The organism is Paenibacillus endophyticus, assembly GCF_014192395.1.
Classification (GTDB): domain Bacteria; phylum Bacillota; class Bacilli; order Paenibacillales; family Paenibacillaceae; genus Pristimantibacillus; species Pristimantibacillus endophyticus.
Window position 1 is genome coordinate 74661 of sequence record NZ_JACHXW010000028.1, and the last position, 17690, is coordinate 92350.

Here is a 17690-nt window from a genome sequence, read left to right on the forward strand (position 1 = left end):
AATATGTGGGAAAATCGCGGACAGCAAATACGCCACCCGCGATTTCCCGCGTCCTTGCTATTCATTTCATGCAATCGGCATACCTGAATGAGCGTTTATACGCCGTTGTTTTTGAACAGAGTACTGATGGAGCCGCCCTCCAAAATGATGCGTGTTGCTTCTGCAAGCAGAGGGGCAACCGATAGCACCTTGAAGCGTTCCGGCGTTGATTCCGGCAAGCTGATGGAGTCCGTAACGATAACCTCTTTAATATTAGGATGATCCAAACGCTCAATGGCTGAGCCGGAGAATAGCGGGTGCGTTGCGCATACGTATACGTCCTCGGCGCCGCGCTCCTTCAAGCCCTCCACAACGTTTACGATGGTTGAGCCCGTATCAATCAGATCCTCAATAATGATAGGCGTCTGACCTTCGACATCCCCGATTACGTGTGTAATAACCGATTCATTGTGCGCTGGGCGTTTCTTGATCATAATCGCAAACGATGTATCCAGGTAGTTCGCAAGCTTCTCTGCGGTTGAAGCACGTCCTGCATCCGGCGATACGACAACCGGGTTCTTGATGTTCTTTGTCTTCAAGTAATCGCTGATGAGATCAAGCGCCGTCATATGATCGACCGGAATGTTGAAGAAGCCTTGAATAGCTGGAGCATGTAGGTCGATTGTGATTACGCGGTTCGCTCCAACAGTCGTGAGCACATCCGCCAGCATTTTTGCTGAAATCGGCTCCCGTGGCGCTGCTTTGCGCTCCTGGCGCGCATAGCCGTAATACGGCATGATGATGTTGACCGTTCTTGCGGATGCACGCTTCGCCGCGTCAATCATAACGAGCAATTCGACAAAATGCTCGTTGATCGGATGCGAGAACGATTGCACGAGAAATACATCACAATTCCGAATCGTTTCCTCGTAATGCACATAAATCTCACCGCTTTTGAAACGGGACATCTTGATCGCGCCTAACGTCAGACCAAGCTCTGCACTAATTTTCTGAGCCAATACCGGATTAGACGAACCCGAAAAAATACGCACCTTGTCGCTTAACATGATACCCTCCTGAGCGTTAAAACCAATTAATTTTACGGAACAAGTACTCGTCCTTGTCGGATCATTCGACAAAGCTTGTTTGATCTTCTATATTATACATGTAATTTACGATATTTCAAAAATCAATCATCACTAATTTTCGACAATTAAATGTCGCCAGCTGCTTATATCCAACTTCTCTCAGTACGGAGTAGGCTTGATCCAAGTATTGACCCAGCCTTTCAGGCTGATGGGCATCCGATCCTACGGTGAGCGGAATGCCTAGCTCAAGCGCATATTCGAGCATCCTGCGGCTTGGAAACATCTCTGCTGCAGGCGTGCGCAGCCCCGATGCGTTAAGCTCAATGGCCATCCCGCTCCGCTTGACCGCTTGAAGCGCAGCATTCTCCAAGTGGGTCACATCCTCCTCCGGCTTGTAGCCGAAGCGTTTGATTACGTCAATATGCCCAATGTAATCATAAAAGCCGCTCGCCGCCGCTTTTCCTACAGCTGCGTAATACTGCTCGTAAACCGCCATGCGGTCACGGCCTTCCCATCCTGCCGTTTGCCGGAAATCGGTAATGTCCCATTCGCCTAGAAAGTGAACGGATCCAATGACGTAATCCCAAGGGTAAGCTTTGACGATCGCTTCGATCTGCTGCTCACAGCCCTCAATATAATCGCCCTCCAGGCCTACCCGAATGTCGATCTGACCCTTGTACTTTTCCTTGAGCGCAAGGCATTCCTCTACGTAACGTGGCAGCTCATCCATGGGCATGGCCATCTCCGGATAATACGAAGCAGGGTCAACGTGGAGCAGCGGCATATGATCGGAAAGGCCGAGCTGCACGAGTCCGATCTCTATTCCCTTCCGTACGTATTCCTCCAGCTCGCCTACGGCGTGGCCGCAGCGGGCATGATGGGTATGGTAATCGATAAACATGTGCGTACCGGCCTTTCTATCGTAATTTGGAGATATGCGTTCGCTATCTCATTTTGTTCGTTGTCTTTTTCCCATGGCGGCTATGGATTTCGCTGATTACATCATCAAGCGGCAGCCCTCTCTCGCGAAGCAGCACCATCAAGTGGAAAATCAGATCGCCGACTTCGCTTCTCAGCTCGTCGTTGTCTTTATTTTTGGCGGCGATAATGACCTCGGATGCTTCCTCGCCGACCTTTTTCAAAATTTTGTCCACGCCTTTGTCAAACAAATAAGACGTATAAGAGCCCTCAGGGCGTTCTGCATAACGTTCTGCTATCGTGCCTTCCAGCTGTCCCAGCGTGCCGAAGCGGTCCGCGGCCGGTGCTGCATCGCTTGTGGAAGCTGCTGTGTTTCCACTCACCTCAACGTTGTTGAAGAAGCAGCTGTAGCGTCCCGTATGGCAGGCTGGGCCTACTTGCTCCACCTTAAGCAGAAGTGTGTCGCCATCGCAATCGTAAGCCAAAGAGACAATGCGCTGCGTATGTCCGCTTGTCGCGCCTTTATTCCAAAGCTCATTGCGCGACCGGCTCCAGAACCAAGTCACGCCCGATTCTACCGACAGCTGCAGCGACTCCTTGCTCATGTATGCCATCATAAGCACTTCTTTGCTTTGCGCATCCTGCACGATTGCAGGAACGAGCCCAGCTTCATCCCATTTAATGCTTGAGATCAGATCGTTTGAATTGGATTCCGTCATCGTACTTCTACTCCCTTTAACCGCAAATCGTCTTTCACTTCACGGATCGTCATTTCTTTATAGTGGAAAATCGTAGCTGCAAGCGCAGCATCTGCATTAGCTTGCTTGAATACATCATTGAAATGTTCGATTCTTCCCGCTCCGCCTGAAGCGATAACCGGAATGCCCAGCGATTCCGAAACCGCTTTGGTCAGCTTAATATCGAAGCCATCCTTCGTTCCGTCGGCATCCATGCTCGTCAGCAAAATTTCACCCGCTCCCAGACGCTCAACCTCGCGCGCCCATTCCAGAGCCTTGATGCCCGTTGTTTTGCGCCCGCCATGTGTATAAACCTCCCACTCGCCCCATTCCGCATTAAACTTTGCGTCAATGGCAACTACAATGCACTGCGAGCCGAATTTGCGCGATCCCTCCTGCACAAGCGCAGGATTAACGACGGCTGCCGTATTGATGCCGATTTTGTCAGCGCCCGCACGCAGCAGCCGCTTCATGTCATCGACATGGGAAATGCCTCCGCCTACCGTGAACGGAATCGTGATTTCGCCAGCCGTCCGTTTAACAACCTCGATCATCGTTGCTCGGCCTTCCACCGAAGCTGAGATGTCCAAAAAGATAAGCTCATCTGCGCCTTCCTTGTCATAGGTAGCCGCAAGCTCGACAGGATCTCCAGCATCGCGGAGGTTTACGAAGTTCACGCCTTTCACAACGCGGCCATCCTTCACGTCCAGGCATGGAATAATACGCTTCGCCAGCATGTTTCCCTCTCCTTTGTTCCCGTTAAACGGGCTTCTTCTATATCTTCCATCGTATAAATAACGAGATTATGACTGCACGCTTTCCGTTAGCGCAAGGAAGCTGCCTAGCAGCTGCATACCCAGGTCTCCGCTTTTTTCGGGATGGAACTGCATGCCGAATACGTTGCCGCGGCCGACAATTGCCGTTACCTGCTGGTAATAGTCCGTAGTCGCAAGCAGATCGGAGGCCTGCTCTACCTTCGCATGGAAGGAGTGGACAAAATAGACATGGCCTTCAGTCAACCCATTAAATAGTGGCGATTGCTCTTGAAGGAACGACAGCTTGTTCCAGCCCATATGCGGAATTTTGTAATCACCCGCGAAGCGCACGACCTTGCCCGGCAAAAGATTCAGCCCCTCATGCATGCCGTATTCCTCACTCGCAGTGAATAGCAGCTGCATGCCGAGGCAAATGCCGAGCATCGGCTTCCCTGATGCAGCGTATGCTTTCGCCACCTCGTCGAGCTTCGTCTCACGCAGATTTTGCATCGCGTCGCCGAAAGCCCCAACGCCCGGCAGGATTGCACCTGCTGCAGCCGCAATCGTTTGTGGGTCATCGGTAATAACCGCCTCGTAGCCTAGACGCTCTACCGCTTTGCTTACGCTGTGCAGATTGCCCATGCCGTAATCGATAATCGCGATCATGCTATAGCACTCCCTTCGTCGAAGGTACTCCTTGCACGCGCGGGTCAATGCTCGTCGCTTCGTCCAGCGCACGTCCAAGCGCTTTGAATACCGCCTCAATCATATGATGCGTGTTTTTGCCGTAGTGCACAATGACGTGGAGCGTAATGCGGGACTCCAGTGCCAGCTTCCAAAGAAACTCATGAACAAGCTCCGTAGAGAAGCTGCCTACCTGCGCAGAAGGATACTCTGCACGGTATTCGAAGTGCGGACGATTGCTCACGTCGATAATAACCTGTGCAAGCGCCTCATCCATTGGTACGAATACGCTGGCATAACGTTTGATCCCGCGTTTGTCGCCCAGCGCCTCGCGAAGTGTCTGGCCGATGCAAATGCCGATATCCTCCACCGTATGGTGATCATCAATGTCAATATCTCCGCGCGCTTCAAGCTCCAGGTTGAACTGGCCGTGCTTCGTAAACAAATCAAGCATATGGTTCAGGAACGGCACGTCCGTTTCGATTTTCGTCTCTCCCGTTCCATCTACTGCAAATGTAAGCTTAATATCCGTCTCATTCGTCTTGCGTGCTACCGATGCTTCGCGTACCCGATTTTCCGACACTTTCATTCCTTCTTTCTGCATTTATGTTTGATTTAGAGGTTAATTTTTGTTTTTTGTTTTTTGTTTTTTGTTTTTTGTTTATGTGAATTTCAAGAAAATGTTTGTGCAATATAAATCACTATTTCTGCTGTTATCCTGCTTTAAAGTTCGTTTCTATTGCAGGAAATGCAATGTAGCTCCGTAAACTGCATGCCTTGTCAGGTTTCCAATGCATTTACTGCAACGTGACTATCTTACACAATAATTCAATATGTGAATTTCAAGAAAATGTTTGTGCAACAGTAACCGCTTTGCTACCAGCTTTCCGTTGCTACGTTGCAGTTTAGTTTGTGCAATAGAATCGACTTTGCCGCTACCATTCAAGTGCTACGTTGCAGTTTGTGCAATAGAAGCGACTTTGCTGCTACCATTCAAGTGCTACGTTGCAGTTTGCGCACAATAGAATCGACTACTCTGCTACCATTCAAGTGCTACGTTGCAGTTTGTGCAATAGAATCGACTATGCTGCTGCCTTTCAAACGCTACGTTGCAGTTTGTGCAATAGAAATCACTGTTTTTGCTGATTACCTGCTTTAGAGTTCGTTTATATTGCAGTAAATGCAATGTAGCTACTAAAACTGCTTGCCATGTTAGGTTTCCATTGCATTTACTGCAACGTAACAAATCATACACGAGCATCCGAGGCAATCTATTTTTAACGATGACCGTGTATTATTCGCGCTCTTTCTCTAAACGAATTCCAATCGCGCGAGCGTGCCCCTCAAGCCCTTCATGGCGCGCTAGGGTCATGATTTTCTCGCCATTGGCTAAGAGTGCTTGCTTGCTGTAATAGATAAGGCTCGATTTCTTCAAGAAGTCATCCACATTCACTGGGGACGAGAACCGGGCTGTACCGTTCGTGGGAATGATGTGATTCGGTCCTGCAAAATAATCCCCAACCGGCTCCGAGCTATACGGCCCGAGGAAAATTGCGCCTGCGTTCTGGATATAGCCAAGGAGGCGCATAGGATCAACCGTCAGCACCTCAAGATGCTCAGGCGCTAGCTGATTGACGACGTCGATGCCTGCTTCCAGCGAATCGACGAGCAGCACGGCGCCATAGCTGTCTATCGAGCTGCGCGCGATGTCCTGGCGCGGAAGCGTAGACAGCTGACGCTCCACCTCCGCAGCAACCGCCTCAGCAAGCTGCTGCGACGGCGTAACGAGTATCGCCGACGCCATCTCATCGTGCTCGGCCTGCGACAACAGATCCGCGGCTACGTACGCGGGATCGGCTGAATCGTCGGCAAGCACGACGATCTCACTTGGCCCGGCGATGCTGTCGATATCGACGGCGCCGAATACGGCGCGCTTAGCCAGCGCCACGTAAATGTTGCCCGGTCCGCATATTTTATCGACCGGAGCAATGCTGTCCGTGCCGTACGCAAGCGCGGCAATGGCCTGAGCCCCGCCGACCCGGTACATCTCCTTGACGCCCGCCTCCGCGGCGGCAACGAGAATATACGGGTCGATACCCGCAGTGCCGCCGGTTGCAGGGGGCGTCACCATGACAATCTCCGGCACGCCGGCCACCTGTGCCGGAATTACATTCATCAGCACGGACGACGGATAAGCCGCCTTGCCTCCGGGCACGTATACGCCGACCCGCTTCAGCGGTCGCATAATCTGCCCGAGCAGCGTTCCGTCCTGCTGCAGATCCATCCACGAGGTCCGCATTTGCTTCTCGTGGAACACCCGCACATTCACGGCTGCTTCGCGAATCGCCGCCAGAAAATCAGCGTCGACCTTCCCGTATGCCGCTTGAATCTCCTCCTGCGTCACGCGCAGCGATGCCGCGTCCAGCTTAACCCGGTCATGCTGCTCCGTATACCTCAGCAGCGCCGCATCCCCCTCAGCCTTTACGTCTGCGACGATCCTCAAGGCCGATTCATTTTGCTCCGGTGTTCCATACTCCACCTCGCGCTTCAATCCAAATTCCTCTGCACGCATAATACGCATATTATCCACTCCTTCCTCATACTCTTCAAACGTTTTCATTAGCCTTATATTGCTCAGGGCGCGAAGCTTGCACTTCCCTCTTCCTCTACTAACACTCAAAGCCCTATATAACTCCAAACGCCATATAGACGCTTTTCTCTTCCTCTTCTAACACTCAAAGCTTTAGATAACTCCAAGCGCCATATAGACGCCTTTCTCTTCCTCTTCTCACACTCTAAGCTCTAGATAACTCAAAGCGCTATATACACGCTTTTCTCTTCCTCTTCTCACACTCAAAGCCCTATATAACTCCAAGCGCCATATAGACGCTTTTCTCTTCCTCTTCTTACACTCAAAGCCCTATATAACTCCAAACGCCATATAGACGCTTTTCTCTTCATAGATTCAAAGCAATATATTCCTCGCAGCGCCAAAGCAGCGCTTATTCTCGTTTAGCCAGCGTCGCCTGCAAGCGATCACACAGGCCTTGAATCACATCGTTTTTCATCCGGTAGCTCACGCGGTTCGCAATCAAACGGCTTGTAATACCGAAGATAGACTCCATCTCCACAAGCCCGTTCTCGCGAAGCGTTTGACCCGTTTCCACCATATCGACAATGCGATCAGCAAGGCCGATCATCGGTGCCAGCTCAATCGAGCCATTCAGCTTAATGACCTCTACCTGCTGCCCAAGCTCCCGGAAGTATGCTGAAGCTACGCTTGGATACTTGGTTGCAACGCGAGGATTCATGGTCGGCTTCCAGTCCGGCAGACCGATCACGGACATCCGGCACTTGGCGATCCCAAGATCCAGCAGCTCGTAAACATCCTTGTTTTCCTCCATCAGCACATCCTTGCCGACGATGCCGATATCCGCCACGCCGTATTCGACATAAGTTGGAACGTCCACCGGCTTCGCCATAATGAATTCCATGCCTACCTCAGGCAGCTCGATAATCAGCTTGCGAGTGTCGTCGAAATCGCTTGGGATCGGTAATCCGGCTTCGCGGAACAGCTTCGATGCCACCTTGTAGATCCGGCCTTTCGGCATCGCCACCTTCAATATATCCTTTGTCTGTCCGCTCATGTGGCGCTGCCTCCTTTAATTCCGTTTCCGTCATACGACAGCAATGCTGTGTACGCTACACCTTTATAGGTGAAAGAGCTCTGGTTCAGGCTCCTTGCTTGATCCAATACGCTGCTTGCTTCATTTAAACGCTCCGTAACGACGTTAACGCCCTCTGCACGCAGCTCCTGCGCTTTGACAAGCGCTTCTCCTCGGCCATCCGAGTTGTAGACGACGAGGGTACGATCGATCTCATTCTCTGCGTTGTCTCCAAGCAGCTCCAGTATACGCGTCGTCTTAAGAGCAAAGCCCGTTGCCGGAGCCGGTCTGCCGAATTGCGCCAGCAGATTATCGTAACGACCGCCGCTCACAACAGGGAAACCCAAATCCGCGGCATAACCTTCAAAGGTCATACCTGTATAATAAGAAAAATCGCCAATCATCGTCAGGTCGATAAGCACATGCTCACACACGCCGTACGCCTTCAAAACATCCCAAATCTCGCACAAATGGCTAATGGATGCGCGAGCGTGCTCATCTACATTAAGCTGCAGCGCCTGCTCGCATATTTCCTGACCGCCGCGCAGCCGCAACACGCCCTCTAGCTCTTGCTGCACCGTCTCTTCGAGAGCAAGCTTGCGCAGCTGCTCCCGATAACCGACAAAGTCCCGTCCAAGCAAGCAGCCCTTCAGTTGCTCTTGTGCATCCTTGCGTCCAGGAAGCGACTCCTCCATTAAACCGTTAAGAAAACCAACATGCCCAATAGCAATTTTGAATCGTTCCACGCCAGCAGCCTTTAGCGATGCGATAGCCAGTGCAACGACCTCTGCATCTGCCTCCGCCGACGAATCTCCGACTAGCTCCACGCCTGTTTGAAAAAATTCCGCCTCACGGCCAGCTTCCTCTTCAATGGCACGGAACACATTCGAATGGTAGGACAATCGTTGCGGGAAATCCGCTTGTTTCAATAAGGAAGACACGACGCGAGCGATCGGCGCCGTCATATCGGAGCGTAGAACAAGCGTCGTTCCACGGTTATTTAGAAGCTTAAACAGCTTCTGATCCGAGGTAGAGCTTGCAACGCCTACTGTATCGTAATATTCCATTGTTGGGGTGATAATTTGCTCGTAGCCCCAGCTCTGCATGCAGGTCAGTACATCACGTTCAATATGACGCAGCTTAGCAACTGCGCCTGGTAGATAATCTTTAACGCCTATCGGCTTCTCGAACACTTTTGGTTTAGACATATAAGTTCACCTTCGTTTACTTTAGTTGTTTAAAGCGATACCATGTTACCATGCTAACAAATTAAAGGGTCTAGTCGTAATATTAGCATGAATGGCTTATTTCCGTCAACCGGATAAGGGCGATATAATCCCCCAAAAATAAAGCTTCGTCCAGCTGCGAGATGAGCTCGCGCGGACGAAGCTTTTCAAGGCTCATTAGTTCAATAAATTGCGCGCACTCTCGTCATAGTCGCTCGGCATAACGATATCTTTCCGCTTGATCTCACGCATCGGATTGCCGCCTACAAACGCATAAGCAGGGACATCCTTATGAACGACAGAGCCTGCCGCCACAACTGCGTGATCGCCGATCGTCACGCCTGGCAATATGGTCGTATTGGCGCCTATCATCACATGGGAGCCGATGGAAACATGACCCAAACGATATTCCTTGATCAAATACTCATGAGTCAGAATTGTTGTATTATATCCGATAATTGTATTATTGCCAACCGATATGCGTTCTGGGAAGAAAACATCTACCATAACCATCAACGCAAAAGCGGTGTGCTCGCCAACCTTCATGCCGAGCACTCGGCGGTAAATCCAATTTTTAAGGGGAAGGATTGGGCAATATCGCGCTAGCTGGATAAAGATAAAGTTACGTACCGATTTGATCCGGCTTACCGTTGTATACACCTGCCACAGCGCGTTTGGTCCTTCCACTGGATATCGATCAACTTTGCGCAAGCGTCTCCCGCTCCATTCCTGCATATGAATAAAGATCACGCATGTCATGGATGACAGCATGCGCACCTGCTTCCTTCAGCTTCTGCTCGCCTTTCAACGACCAAGCTACTCCTATCGCCAAAGCTCCCGCAGCAAGTGCCGATTCGATGTCTACGATGCTGTCGCCAACCATCATGGTCGTCGCCGGATCGGCGCCGAGCAAACCAATGGCCTTGCTAACTGGCTCCGCATGCGGCTTCGGATTAACGACATCGTCGATTGTGACGATGGCATCCACATAGTCATACAAGCCAACATATCTCAAGCCGCGCTCTGTCGTTAATCTCATTTTGGTCGTAACGACACCGATTTGAATCCCTTGCTTATGCAAGCGCTCAATGACCTCATTCACATAGGAGAATGGCTTCACATATTCGTCATGAAGCCGCAAATTCACTTCACGGTAAGCTGCAACTAATTGAGTAACATCATCTAAGCCCGAAAAAAGCTTCATCTGGTCGGTTAACGGTTGTCCCATGCTTGGAATAATATGCTCCCTGCCGAAGCCTTCAGCCGTTACGCCCTGCAGCGATTCTATGAACGAGCGGATGATGAGCTCATTGGTGTCGATAATGGTGCCGTCCAGATCGAACAGCATCGTTTTGATCATGCCCGTCATGTGTATGCCTCCTTGAATAACACTTAAGGTTTGCTGTTTTCATTTTCTTTTTTTGTACCTTTGGAATCGGGAATGCTTGTGATCGTTGCGTCATTGCCGCCGTTGCGTTCTGGTTTGCTTGTCGTAACCGGGTCGAGATAATACGCGGAAGCATAACCCTTCTTCCTTCGTATAATGATGAACAGGATAGCACCTACAATAAGAATCAAAGCCAGTGCCTGCGAAATTCTAATATTCCCATAAGCCGGATCTAGATATCCCTGCTTGAATAGAACCTCCATCGGCGTCCATAAGCCATCGATAAACGAAGCAAGCCATGATGGCCCTCTAAAGGCCAAGCTGTCGGTACGAAGCGCTTCAATAAAGAACCGACCGATGGAATACCAGATGAAATAGGTAGCCGTAAGCTCGCCCGCGCGCAAAAACCGTTGACGGCGCAATACGAACAACACAACAAGTCCAACCAAGCTCCATATGGATTCATATAAAAACGCAGGATGACGATATACGCCTTCAACGAGCATTTGATCGACGATAAAGGATGGCAGATGAAGCGAATTACGCAGGAAGTCTTCACTTACCTCACCGCCGTAAGCCTCCTGGTTCATGAAGTTGCCCCAGCGTCCGATCATCTGTCCGACAAGCATACCCGGAATTGTAATATCGACAAGTCGCCAAAACTTGTAGCCTTTATAGCGGAAATAAAAGAAGCCGCAAATAAAGGCTCCGATAATGGCACCGTAGATGGCGATTCCGCCATTCCAAATTTTAAATACGTCAATCAAATTGCCTTTGTAATCATCCCATTTGAACGCTACGTAATAAATCCTTGCGCCAATGATCGCAGATGGAACGCCTAGAAGCAGCAAATCCATAAACAAATCAGGTTTAATGCCGAAGCGCTTGCCTTCTTGCACAGCGAGCAGCAACCCAACGAGAGCTGCTGTTCCTAGAATAATGCCGTACCAATGCACTTCAATTGATCCTAGGCTGAAGGCGATTGGATTCAATAACAATGTCTTCATTCTTTTATATCCCCTTTAGATTCAATCATATTCATCCATATCGTCGGCAATCGTTTCCGTAAGTTTATTCGTGAATTGCAGCGCGGCATTGTAGCCCATCCGTTTCAGACGGAAATTCATGGCTGCTACTTCGATAATAACTGCTAAGTTCCGTCCGGGACGTACGGGTACCGTCACAAGCGGGACATCGGTGTCGATAATGCGAGTTGTTTCCTCGTCTAGGCCTAAGCGGTCATATTGCTTGTCCTGCTGCCAATTTTCCAGTTTAATGACAAGACCAATGCGCTTCTGAGTCCGTACTGCACCTGCTCCGAATAAAGTCATGACATTAATGATGCCGAGGCCTCTAATCTCAAGCAAATGCCTAATAAGCTCCGGTGCACTGCCATGCAGCTGAGAGTCAGAGGTTTGCATGAGCTCTACCGCATCATCAGCGACAAGACGATGTCCGCGTTTAACAAGCTCCAGCGCTGTTTCGCTTTTACCAATGCCGCTGCCGCCCGTAATAAGCATGCCGACGCCATAAACGTCAACAAGTACGCCGTGAATAGTTGCAGTAGGAGCTAGCTTTCTTTCAAGAAAATCCGTGATTCGGCTTGAGAGAATAGTTGTCGCAATCTGGCTGCGGAGGAGCGGAATTTGAATTTCGTTGCATTGTTCTACAAGCTCGTGAGGCGCTTCCAGTCCTCTAGTCAGAATGATGCAAGGCGTATCCTCGTTACAAAGCCGAACCATCCGGTCCTTCCGCTCTTCGCTTCCAAGCATATTCAAAAACGAAATTTCCGTCCTGCCCAGCAGCTGAACACGCTCACTCGGATGGTAATGGAAATAACCAGCCATTTCTAGACCCGGCCGATATAAATCATCTACCGTAATTACACGCTTCATTCCATCCTCGCCAGCAATAATTTCAAGCTGAAACTGCTTGACGAGTTCAGATACTTTCACTTTCTTCGGCATCGCTTAGCCTCCCTCATATGACAACTGTGTAAGTGTATGTATGTTTTTTCAATGTCTTCATCGTAAAGGAAAACGCCTTCGAACGCAACGTTTGACCCACTTGTCTGCGCCGTTACCTAGCAATACAAAAAAAGAACAGCCGGATAGTCCGACCGTTCTTTCTCCATACTATTTATTAAGCTTCGAAAATGTTAAGTTCAGTAGCTTTGTCGAACAAATGTACTTTGTTCATGTCAAGCGCAAGCTTAACGCTTGTGCCATCACGTAGACCTGAGCGGCCGTCAACACGTGCGATAACCGTGTCTGTGCCGATACCGTTCAGGTATAGGTACATTTCGTGACCAAGGTTTTCAGCAACTTCTACGTTCGCGTTAACGATTGTTTGTGGCGATGCTTCAAGGAAAACTGGCTCTTCATGAAGATCCTCTGGACGAATACCCAGAACAACTTCTTTGCCGATGTAACCTTTTGAGCGAAGTGATGCCGCTTTGCCTTCAGGAACAACTACGTCTACGCCGCTTGCTTTGAAGCGAAGCGCGCCGCCTTGTTCTGTCAGGGAACCACTGATAAAGTTCATCGAAGGAGCGCCGATAAAGCCTGCTACGAAGATATTTACCGGGTGGTTGTAAAGCTCTTCTGGAGAAGCCGTTTGTTGAATGAAACCGTCTTTCATAACAACGATACGGTCACCCATTGTCATTGCTTCGATTTGGTCATGCGTTACATAGATTGTTGTTGTTTCAAGACGTTTTGTAAGCTTGCTGATTTCCGCGCGCATTTGTCCACGAAGTTTCGCGTCCAAGTTGGAAAGCGGCTCATCCATCAAGAATACTTGCGGCTCACGAACGATTGCGCGTCCTAGCGCGACACGTTGGCGTTGACCACCGGAAAGCGCTTTTGGCTTACGGTCAAGCAAATGCTCGATATCTAGAATTTTAGCAGCTTCACGAACACGTTTGTCGATGTCTGCTTTTTTGAATTTACGAAGTTTAAGGCCGAAGGCCATGTTTTGGTATACGTTCATGTGCGGGTACAACGCGTAGGATTGGAATACCATCGCGATGTCGCGGTCTTTAGGAGCAACGTCGTTCACAAGGCGGTCGCCGATGAACAATTTGCCTTCGGAAATTTCTTCAAGGCCTGCAATCATACGAAGAGTTGTCGATTTACCGCAACCTGATGGTCCGACCAATACGAGAAACTCTTTGTCTTTAATATCTAAGTTAACGTCAGTAACCGATGCTTTGTCAGTACCCGGGTATTTTTTGTAAATGCCTTCTAAACGTACGCCTGCCATGATAATTTTCCCCCTAGAAAGAAATTTCGATATGCCTATATCTTATCCCACAGAGGAGCTTGTGACTATGCACATACTTTACAAAAAAACTAATTTCTTTTCGTAACTTTGTACAATAGCAATATAATTTTAACTAGAACGGCATCTCTGAACTGTCGTACATCCAATCCCGTTTCCTGTTTAAGCTTGTCTAAGCGATATAATAACGTATTGCGATGAATATATAATTTCTTAGCTGTTTCGCTGACATTGCAGTCGAGTGTGAAAAAGGTTTCAAGCGTGCTTAGCATTTCAGACTCCACGAACAAATCGGCTCTTTTTAGAGACTGCTCCAAATATTTGGCGCGCTGCAGCTCAGGAATCGCATTTAATAAGCGCTCCAGCTGCAGCATCCACGGCAAATGAATGTTTCTTCCGACATGAAATTTGCGGCCCAGATTTATCGTTTCCCTTAGAAGCATTGTCGTTTCAATGATACCTTTAGCCGGTGACGCTGGATGGGCGACAGCCAAATGGCATTCTCCAATCCACTCGCTGGCAAGCATCTCATGCAGGCCAAGACCGATTGAAGCAAGACTCTCTTCAAGGGATTCCTCCTCCTGCTCCTCGAAAGCGTCAGAATCCTCATCTCTTAATAGTGACATTGAACCCCAAATGAGCCATTCCTGACTTTTAAGCGGTATAAGTAGTATGTCATCCGACATAAAGGAGCGAAGCAGCTTCTCCAGATCGGCGTAAGTAGCTTGCTGCGTACCCGGCTGCTCGGTAACGAGCAAAAAAGGAATCATTTCATTAAACAACCGGCTGCCGACCGTTAAATGATCAGGTAAGGAGTAAGCAGGCTCATCCGCTTCCAATTGCTTTTGAATCCAATCGCTAAGCTTCATTGCTTGTCTTTCCGTCTCCGAGAGAGCCGCGCTTCTCTTCTCAGCTACCGTTCCCCTATTCAATTGCAGTGTCCAGCTTATCAGTTCCTTCTCCGTAGCTTGAAGTGCAGAGCCTTCCAATTCAAGCAGGTTTACCTCATATTCATTAGATGAAATAACGATCCACGTTTTATTATCCTTCTCTACGCGCTGGCCTTCTATGGGTGAAGGCGTCGAGTGCTCGCCTAGCCATAGTTCGTCAGCGTTGCTTATTAGATCATTCCACTCCGCTATCGATCTCGAAACAGCATGTACCGGACAGTTCAAAATGTGCTCCAGTGGTTTCAACCAGTCTGTCGTGCTCATTTCTCTATCTCCAATCTCCACAAGCGTTAGCGGCTATGCGGCATCCTCCTGTTGCAGGAAACCGCGCGAACGATGATTAGCAGCTCCATATAAGCGGATTAATGTGTAAAAAAGCTTTTCCAACGACTCGTTAGAATATCGCTTTTTCCCGTCATTGTACCACATAGGCTTGTTTAATTCAGCTTATCGCAAGTAAAAGAATAATGGAGAGCAGAGCAAACAGCGCTGCAATCAAATAAAGGAATGAAACAGTCTGCACCTGACTAAGTCCCCATTTCATTAATAGGTGGTGCGTATGCAGCTTGTCTGCACGATGCAAACCTTTACCGCTTATCAGTCTCCGGATCATAACGTAGATCGTATCGAATATAGGCAGGCCAAGCGCAAGAAGCGGTACAAGGAGCGTAATGAATGTCGCTTTTTTAAACGTTCCATCAACCGCGATAACCGCTAACGTGAAGCCTAGAAAGGTTGCACCCGCATCGCCCATGAATATGCGCGCTGGATAGAAATTATGTACAAGAAAGCCAAAGCAGGCTCCCGCAACAATGATTGCAAGAATGGCTGTACTGGGCTGCCCTTTAATTAGAGCAACAATCAACAGCGTAAGGGCAGATAGCGTGCATACCCCTGAAGCAAGACCATCAACACCATCAATAAAATTGATCATATTGATTAAAGCGAATACCCATATCATCGTTGTCAGCCAAGACAACCAATCTGGAAAGGAAATAAACAAACCTGTAATTGGATTTGCAATTCCTGCGATATGGATATGGAATAAAGTCGGAATCGACGCTGCTCCCAAGTAAAGGATAACGCGCGGCCATACGGGGAATTCCTTTCCTTTCGCTTTTGAAGCATCATCAAGCAGACCCACAATGACAAGGACAATACCTCCGGAGACAATGGTCCACGTTAGCGGGGTAAATCCAATACATACAAACATGGCAATCACGCAGCCAACGAAAATAGCCGCTCCACCCATAAGAGGAATCGGCTTATTATGTATTTTCCTTTGAGTAGGACGATCAACAAAGCCCAGGCGCAGCGCAACAATCCGAAGCGGTGGTACGCTTGCAAACACAATCGCAAAGCTAATGAAAGCCGCTAGTCCGTATATCATTGCAACTACCCCTTTATCTATATATTTGATTCCGTGTATACATTGTTCCCTTATACCGATAAAATACAAGAAACCGTTTTTGTCTGTTTGACCGTTACCCGCATTCATGATAGAATTTATTCAAAGTTTACTTATCGGATTAATGAATTTTATTATTGACCTTATCAAAGAGGAGCGTACCTATGCCGAACATCGTTATTATCTCCGGAAGTCCGAATGCTTCATCACGTTTGAACGGAATTACCCATTACGTCGAACGGCAGCTCAAAGAACTTAACCTAACAGTCGATACGATTACCGTCGTATCGCTGCCGGCTGAGGATCTTATCCATGCCCGTTTCGGTAGCCCAGCCATCGTGGAAGCGAACCAGCTTGTTGCTAATGCAGATGCTGTTATTATCGCAAGCCCCGTATATAAGGCATCTTTTACCGGCGTTCTAAAAACGTTCCTGGATCTTCTTCCCCAAAAAGGTCTCGATAATAAGATCATTGCTCCACTGTTTATTGGCGGCACCATCGCGCATCTTCTCTCTATTGACTATTCCCTTAAGCCCGTGCTTGCATCCATGGGCGCCAAAGTTTATGTGAGCGGCGTATACGCTGTAGATTCGCAAATCAACCGTACGCAGGAGCCGAATGAAGCTCCCGTATTCGAGATTAATGAGGAGCTAACGCTGCGTCTTAATGAAACAGTTAATGAGTTGGCACGCGAGCTTGAGCTTCGTCATAAATAAATCATTGATCGGCAAAAATGTATAATTGCATGACAAAAGGTGGACACCGCAGCAGGCTTTATCGCCTCGGTGTCCACCTTTTCTCGTTTATGAAATCAAAAAAACCGAAGATCATAGGATCTCCGGTTGCGATGTTAGATTAAAAAAAAATGGTGAGTCATGTAGGATTCGAACCTACGACACCCTGATTAAAAGTCAGGTGCTCTACCAACTGAGCTAATGACTCATGATGTAGAAAAACTGGTGGAGGATGATGGATTCGAACCACCGAACTCGAAGAGAGCAGATTTACAGTCTGCCGTGTTTAGCCACTTCACTAATCCTCCATGCTATTAATTATTTCCCGTTATTCAGAAAATAAAGTGGTGGCTCGGGACGGAATCGAACCGCCGACACGAGGATTTTCAGTCCTCTGCTCTACCGACTGAGCTACCGAGCCTTACTTTAAAGAAAAATGGCGGAGCTGACGGGATTCGAACCCGCGGTCTCCTGCGTGACAGGCAGGCATGTTGGGCCACTACACCACAGCTCCAAGTGGATTCGGTCTGGAACCGAATAAGTAAATATGGTGGAGGATGACGGGATCGAACCGCCGACCCTCTGCTTGTAAGGCAGATGCTCTCCCAGCTGAGCTAATCCTCCAGATGTTACGATAAAAAGGTAATGGTAGCGGCGAAGGGGATCGAACCCCCGACCTCACGGGTATGAACCGTACGCTCTAGCCAGCTGAGCTACACCGCCACGCTTGTCCCCGAATCATTGTCGATGCAGCGCTCGGGGACGCATGCAAAGTCAGAACATTACGCCCTGAAAACTGGATACGAAAGATAAGGTTGCTGAACCTTTACTGCTGCTGTCTACCGGATGTATGGGTCCGAGTAAACGTGTTTAGGAT

Annotated in this window: 17 protein-coding genes and 6 tRNA genes; 1 reads left to right on the forward strand and 22 read right to left on the reverse strand. The window is 48.9% G+C overall.

Translation table 11 applies throughout. The features are described from left to right. Positions 1 to 95: 95 nt before the first annotated feature. From FHS16_RS28735 to FHS16_RS28810, 16 genes are all read right to left on the reverse strand, one after another. Positions 96 to 1046 (reverse strand): ribose-phosphate diphosphokinase, encoded by a 951-nt coding sequence (locus FHS16_RS28735; protein ID WP_183570740.1) that lies wholly within the window; start codon positions 1044 to 1046, stop codon positions 96 to 98. A gap of 115 nt (positions 1047 to 1161) precedes the next feature. Further along, entirely contained in the window at positions 1162 to 1968 is an 807-nt protein-coding gene (hisJ, locus tag FHS16_RS28740; protein ID WP_183570742.1) for a histidinol-phosphatase HisJ, read from the reverse strand. Between the two features lie 43 nt (positions 1969 to 2011). After that, positions 2012 to 2704 (reverse strand): bifunctional phosphoribosyl-AMP cyclohydrolase/phosphoribosyl-ATP diphosphatase HisIE, encoded by a 693-nt coding sequence (hisIE, locus tag FHS16_RS28745; protein ID WP_183570744.1) that lies wholly within the window; start codon positions 2702 to 2704, stop codon positions 2012 to 2014. Further along, entirely contained in the window at positions 2701 to 3459 is a 759-nt protein-coding gene (hisF, locus tag FHS16_RS28750; RefSeq protein WP_183570746.1) for an imidazole glycerol phosphate synthase subunit HisF, read from the reverse strand. The genes hisIE and hisF overlap by 4 nt, the downstream gene beginning before the upstream one ends. A gap of 66 nt (positions 3460 to 3525) precedes the next feature. Next, complete coding sequence (hisH, locus tag FHS16_RS28755; protein ID WP_183570749.1) at positions 3526 to 4143, reverse strand: imidazole glycerol phosphate synthase subunit HisH; 618 nt, start codon at positions 4141 to 4143, stop codon at positions 3526 to 3528. Between the two features lies 1 nt (position 4144). Beyond that, positions 4145 to 4744, reverse strand: a complete 600-nt coding sequence (gene hisB, locus FHS16_RS28760; RefSeq protein WP_376769713.1) for an imidazoleglycerol-phosphate dehydratase HisB — start codon at positions 4742 to 4744, stop codon at positions 4145 to 4147. 711 nt (positions 4745 to 5455) lie between these two features. After that, positions 5456 to 6742, reverse strand: coding sequence for a histidinol dehydrogenase (gene hisD, locus FHS16_RS28765; RefSeq protein WP_183570753.1), 1287 nt, complete (start codon positions 6740 to 6742; stop codon positions 5456 to 5458). A 421-nt stretch (positions 6743 to 7163) separates the two neighbouring features. After that, entirely contained in the window at positions 7164 to 7808 is a 645-nt protein-coding gene (gene hisG, locus FHS16_RS28770) for an ATP phosphoribosyltransferase (protein WP_183570755.1), read from the reverse strand. Further along, the gene (locus tag FHS16_RS28775; protein ID WP_183570757.1) at positions 7805 to 9034 is read right to left on the reverse strand and encodes an ATP phosphoribosyltransferase regulatory subunit; all 1230 of its coding nucleotides are present in this window, start codon (positions 9032 to 9034) and stop codon (positions 7805 to 7807) included. Before FHS16_RS28775 ends, hisG begins: the two co-directional genes overlap by 4 nt. A gap of 195 nt (positions 9035 to 9229) precedes the next feature. Beyond that, on the reverse strand, positions 9230 to 9763 hold the full coding sequence (locus FHS16_RS28780; protein WP_183570759.1) for an acyltransferase: 534 nt from the start codon (positions 9761 to 9763) through the stop codon (positions 9230 to 9232). Beyond that, on the reverse strand, positions 9750 to 10421 hold the full coding sequence (ppaX, locus tag FHS16_RS28785; RefSeq protein ID WP_183570761.1) for a pyrophosphatase PpaX: 672 nt from the start codon (positions 10419 to 10421) through the stop codon (positions 9750 to 9752). Before ppaX ends, FHS16_RS28780 begins: the two co-directional genes overlap by 14 nt. 23 nt (positions 10422 to 10444) lie before the next feature. Then, positions 10445 to 11446 carry a prolipoprotein diacylglyceryl transferase gene (gene lgt, locus FHS16_RS28790; protein WP_183570763.1) on the reverse strand — a complete coding sequence of 334 codons (1002 nt, stop codon included), beginning with the start codon at positions 11444 to 11446 and terminating at the stop codon, positions 10445 to 10447. A 21-nt stretch (positions 11447 to 11467) separates the two neighbouring features. Further along, positions 11468 to 12406 (reverse strand): HPr(Ser) kinase/phosphatase, encoded by a 939-nt coding sequence (gene hprK / locus FHS16_RS28795; RefSeq protein WP_183570765.1) that lies wholly within the window; start codon positions 12404 to 12406, stop codon positions 11468 to 11470. A gap of 175 nt (positions 12407 to 12581) precedes the next feature. Beyond that, the gene (locus tag FHS16_RS28800) at positions 12582 to 13703 is read right to left on the reverse strand and encodes an ABC transporter ATP-binding protein (protein ID WP_183570767.1); all 1122 of its coding nucleotides are present in this window, start codon (positions 13701 to 13703) and stop codon (positions 12582 to 12584) included. Positions 13704 to 13792: 89 nt separating this feature from the next. Next, on the reverse strand, positions 13793 to 14935 hold the full coding sequence (locus FHS16_RS28805) for a PucR family transcriptional regulator (RefSeq protein ID WP_183570770.1): 1143 nt from the start codon (positions 14933 to 14935) through the stop codon (positions 13793 to 13795). A gap of 178 nt (positions 14936 to 15113) precedes the next feature. Continuing rightward, positions 15114 to 16061 carry a glycosyltransferase family 4 protein gene (locus tag FHS16_RS28810; protein ID WP_183570772.1) on the reverse strand — a complete coding sequence of 316 codons (948 nt, stop codon included), beginning with the start codon at positions 16059 to 16061 and terminating at the stop codon, positions 15114 to 15116. A 182-nt stretch (positions 16062 to 16243) separates the two neighbouring features. Between FHS16_RS28810 and ssuE the strand changes: the two genes are divergently transcribed. After that, on the forward strand, positions 16244 to 16795 hold the full coding sequence (gene ssuE, locus FHS16_RS28815) for an NADPH-dependent FMN reductase (RefSeq protein ID WP_183570774.1): 552 nt from the start codon (positions 16244 to 16246) through the stop codon (positions 16793 to 16795). A gap of 150 nt (positions 16796 to 16945) precedes the next feature. On the opposite strand, the gene FHS16_RS28820 is transcribed toward ssuE, so the two are convergent. From FHS16_RS28820 to FHS16_RS28845, 6 genes are all read right to left on the reverse strand, one after another. Continuing rightward, positions 16946 to 17021, reverse strand: a tRNA-Lys gene (locus FHS16_RS28820). 15 nt (positions 17022 to 17036) lie between these two features. Then, positions 17037 to 17121: transfer RNA gene (locus FHS16_RS28825), tRNA-Tyr, on the reverse strand. A 37-nt stretch (positions 17122 to 17158) separates the two neighbouring features. Next, positions 17159 to 17234, reverse strand: a tRNA-Phe gene (locus tag FHS16_RS28830). Between the two features lie 16 nt (positions 17235 to 17250). Continuing rightward, positions 17251 to 17327 (reverse strand) — tRNA-Asp (locus tag FHS16_RS28835). Positions 17328 to 17361: 34 nt separating this feature from the next. Then, positions 17362 to 17437: transfer RNA gene (locus FHS16_RS28840), tRNA-Val, on the reverse strand. A gap of 22 nt (positions 17438 to 17459) precedes the next feature. Next, positions 17460 to 17536: transfer RNA gene (locus FHS16_RS28845), tRNA-Met, on the reverse strand. Between the last annotated feature and the right edge of the window lie 154 nt (positions 17537 to 17690).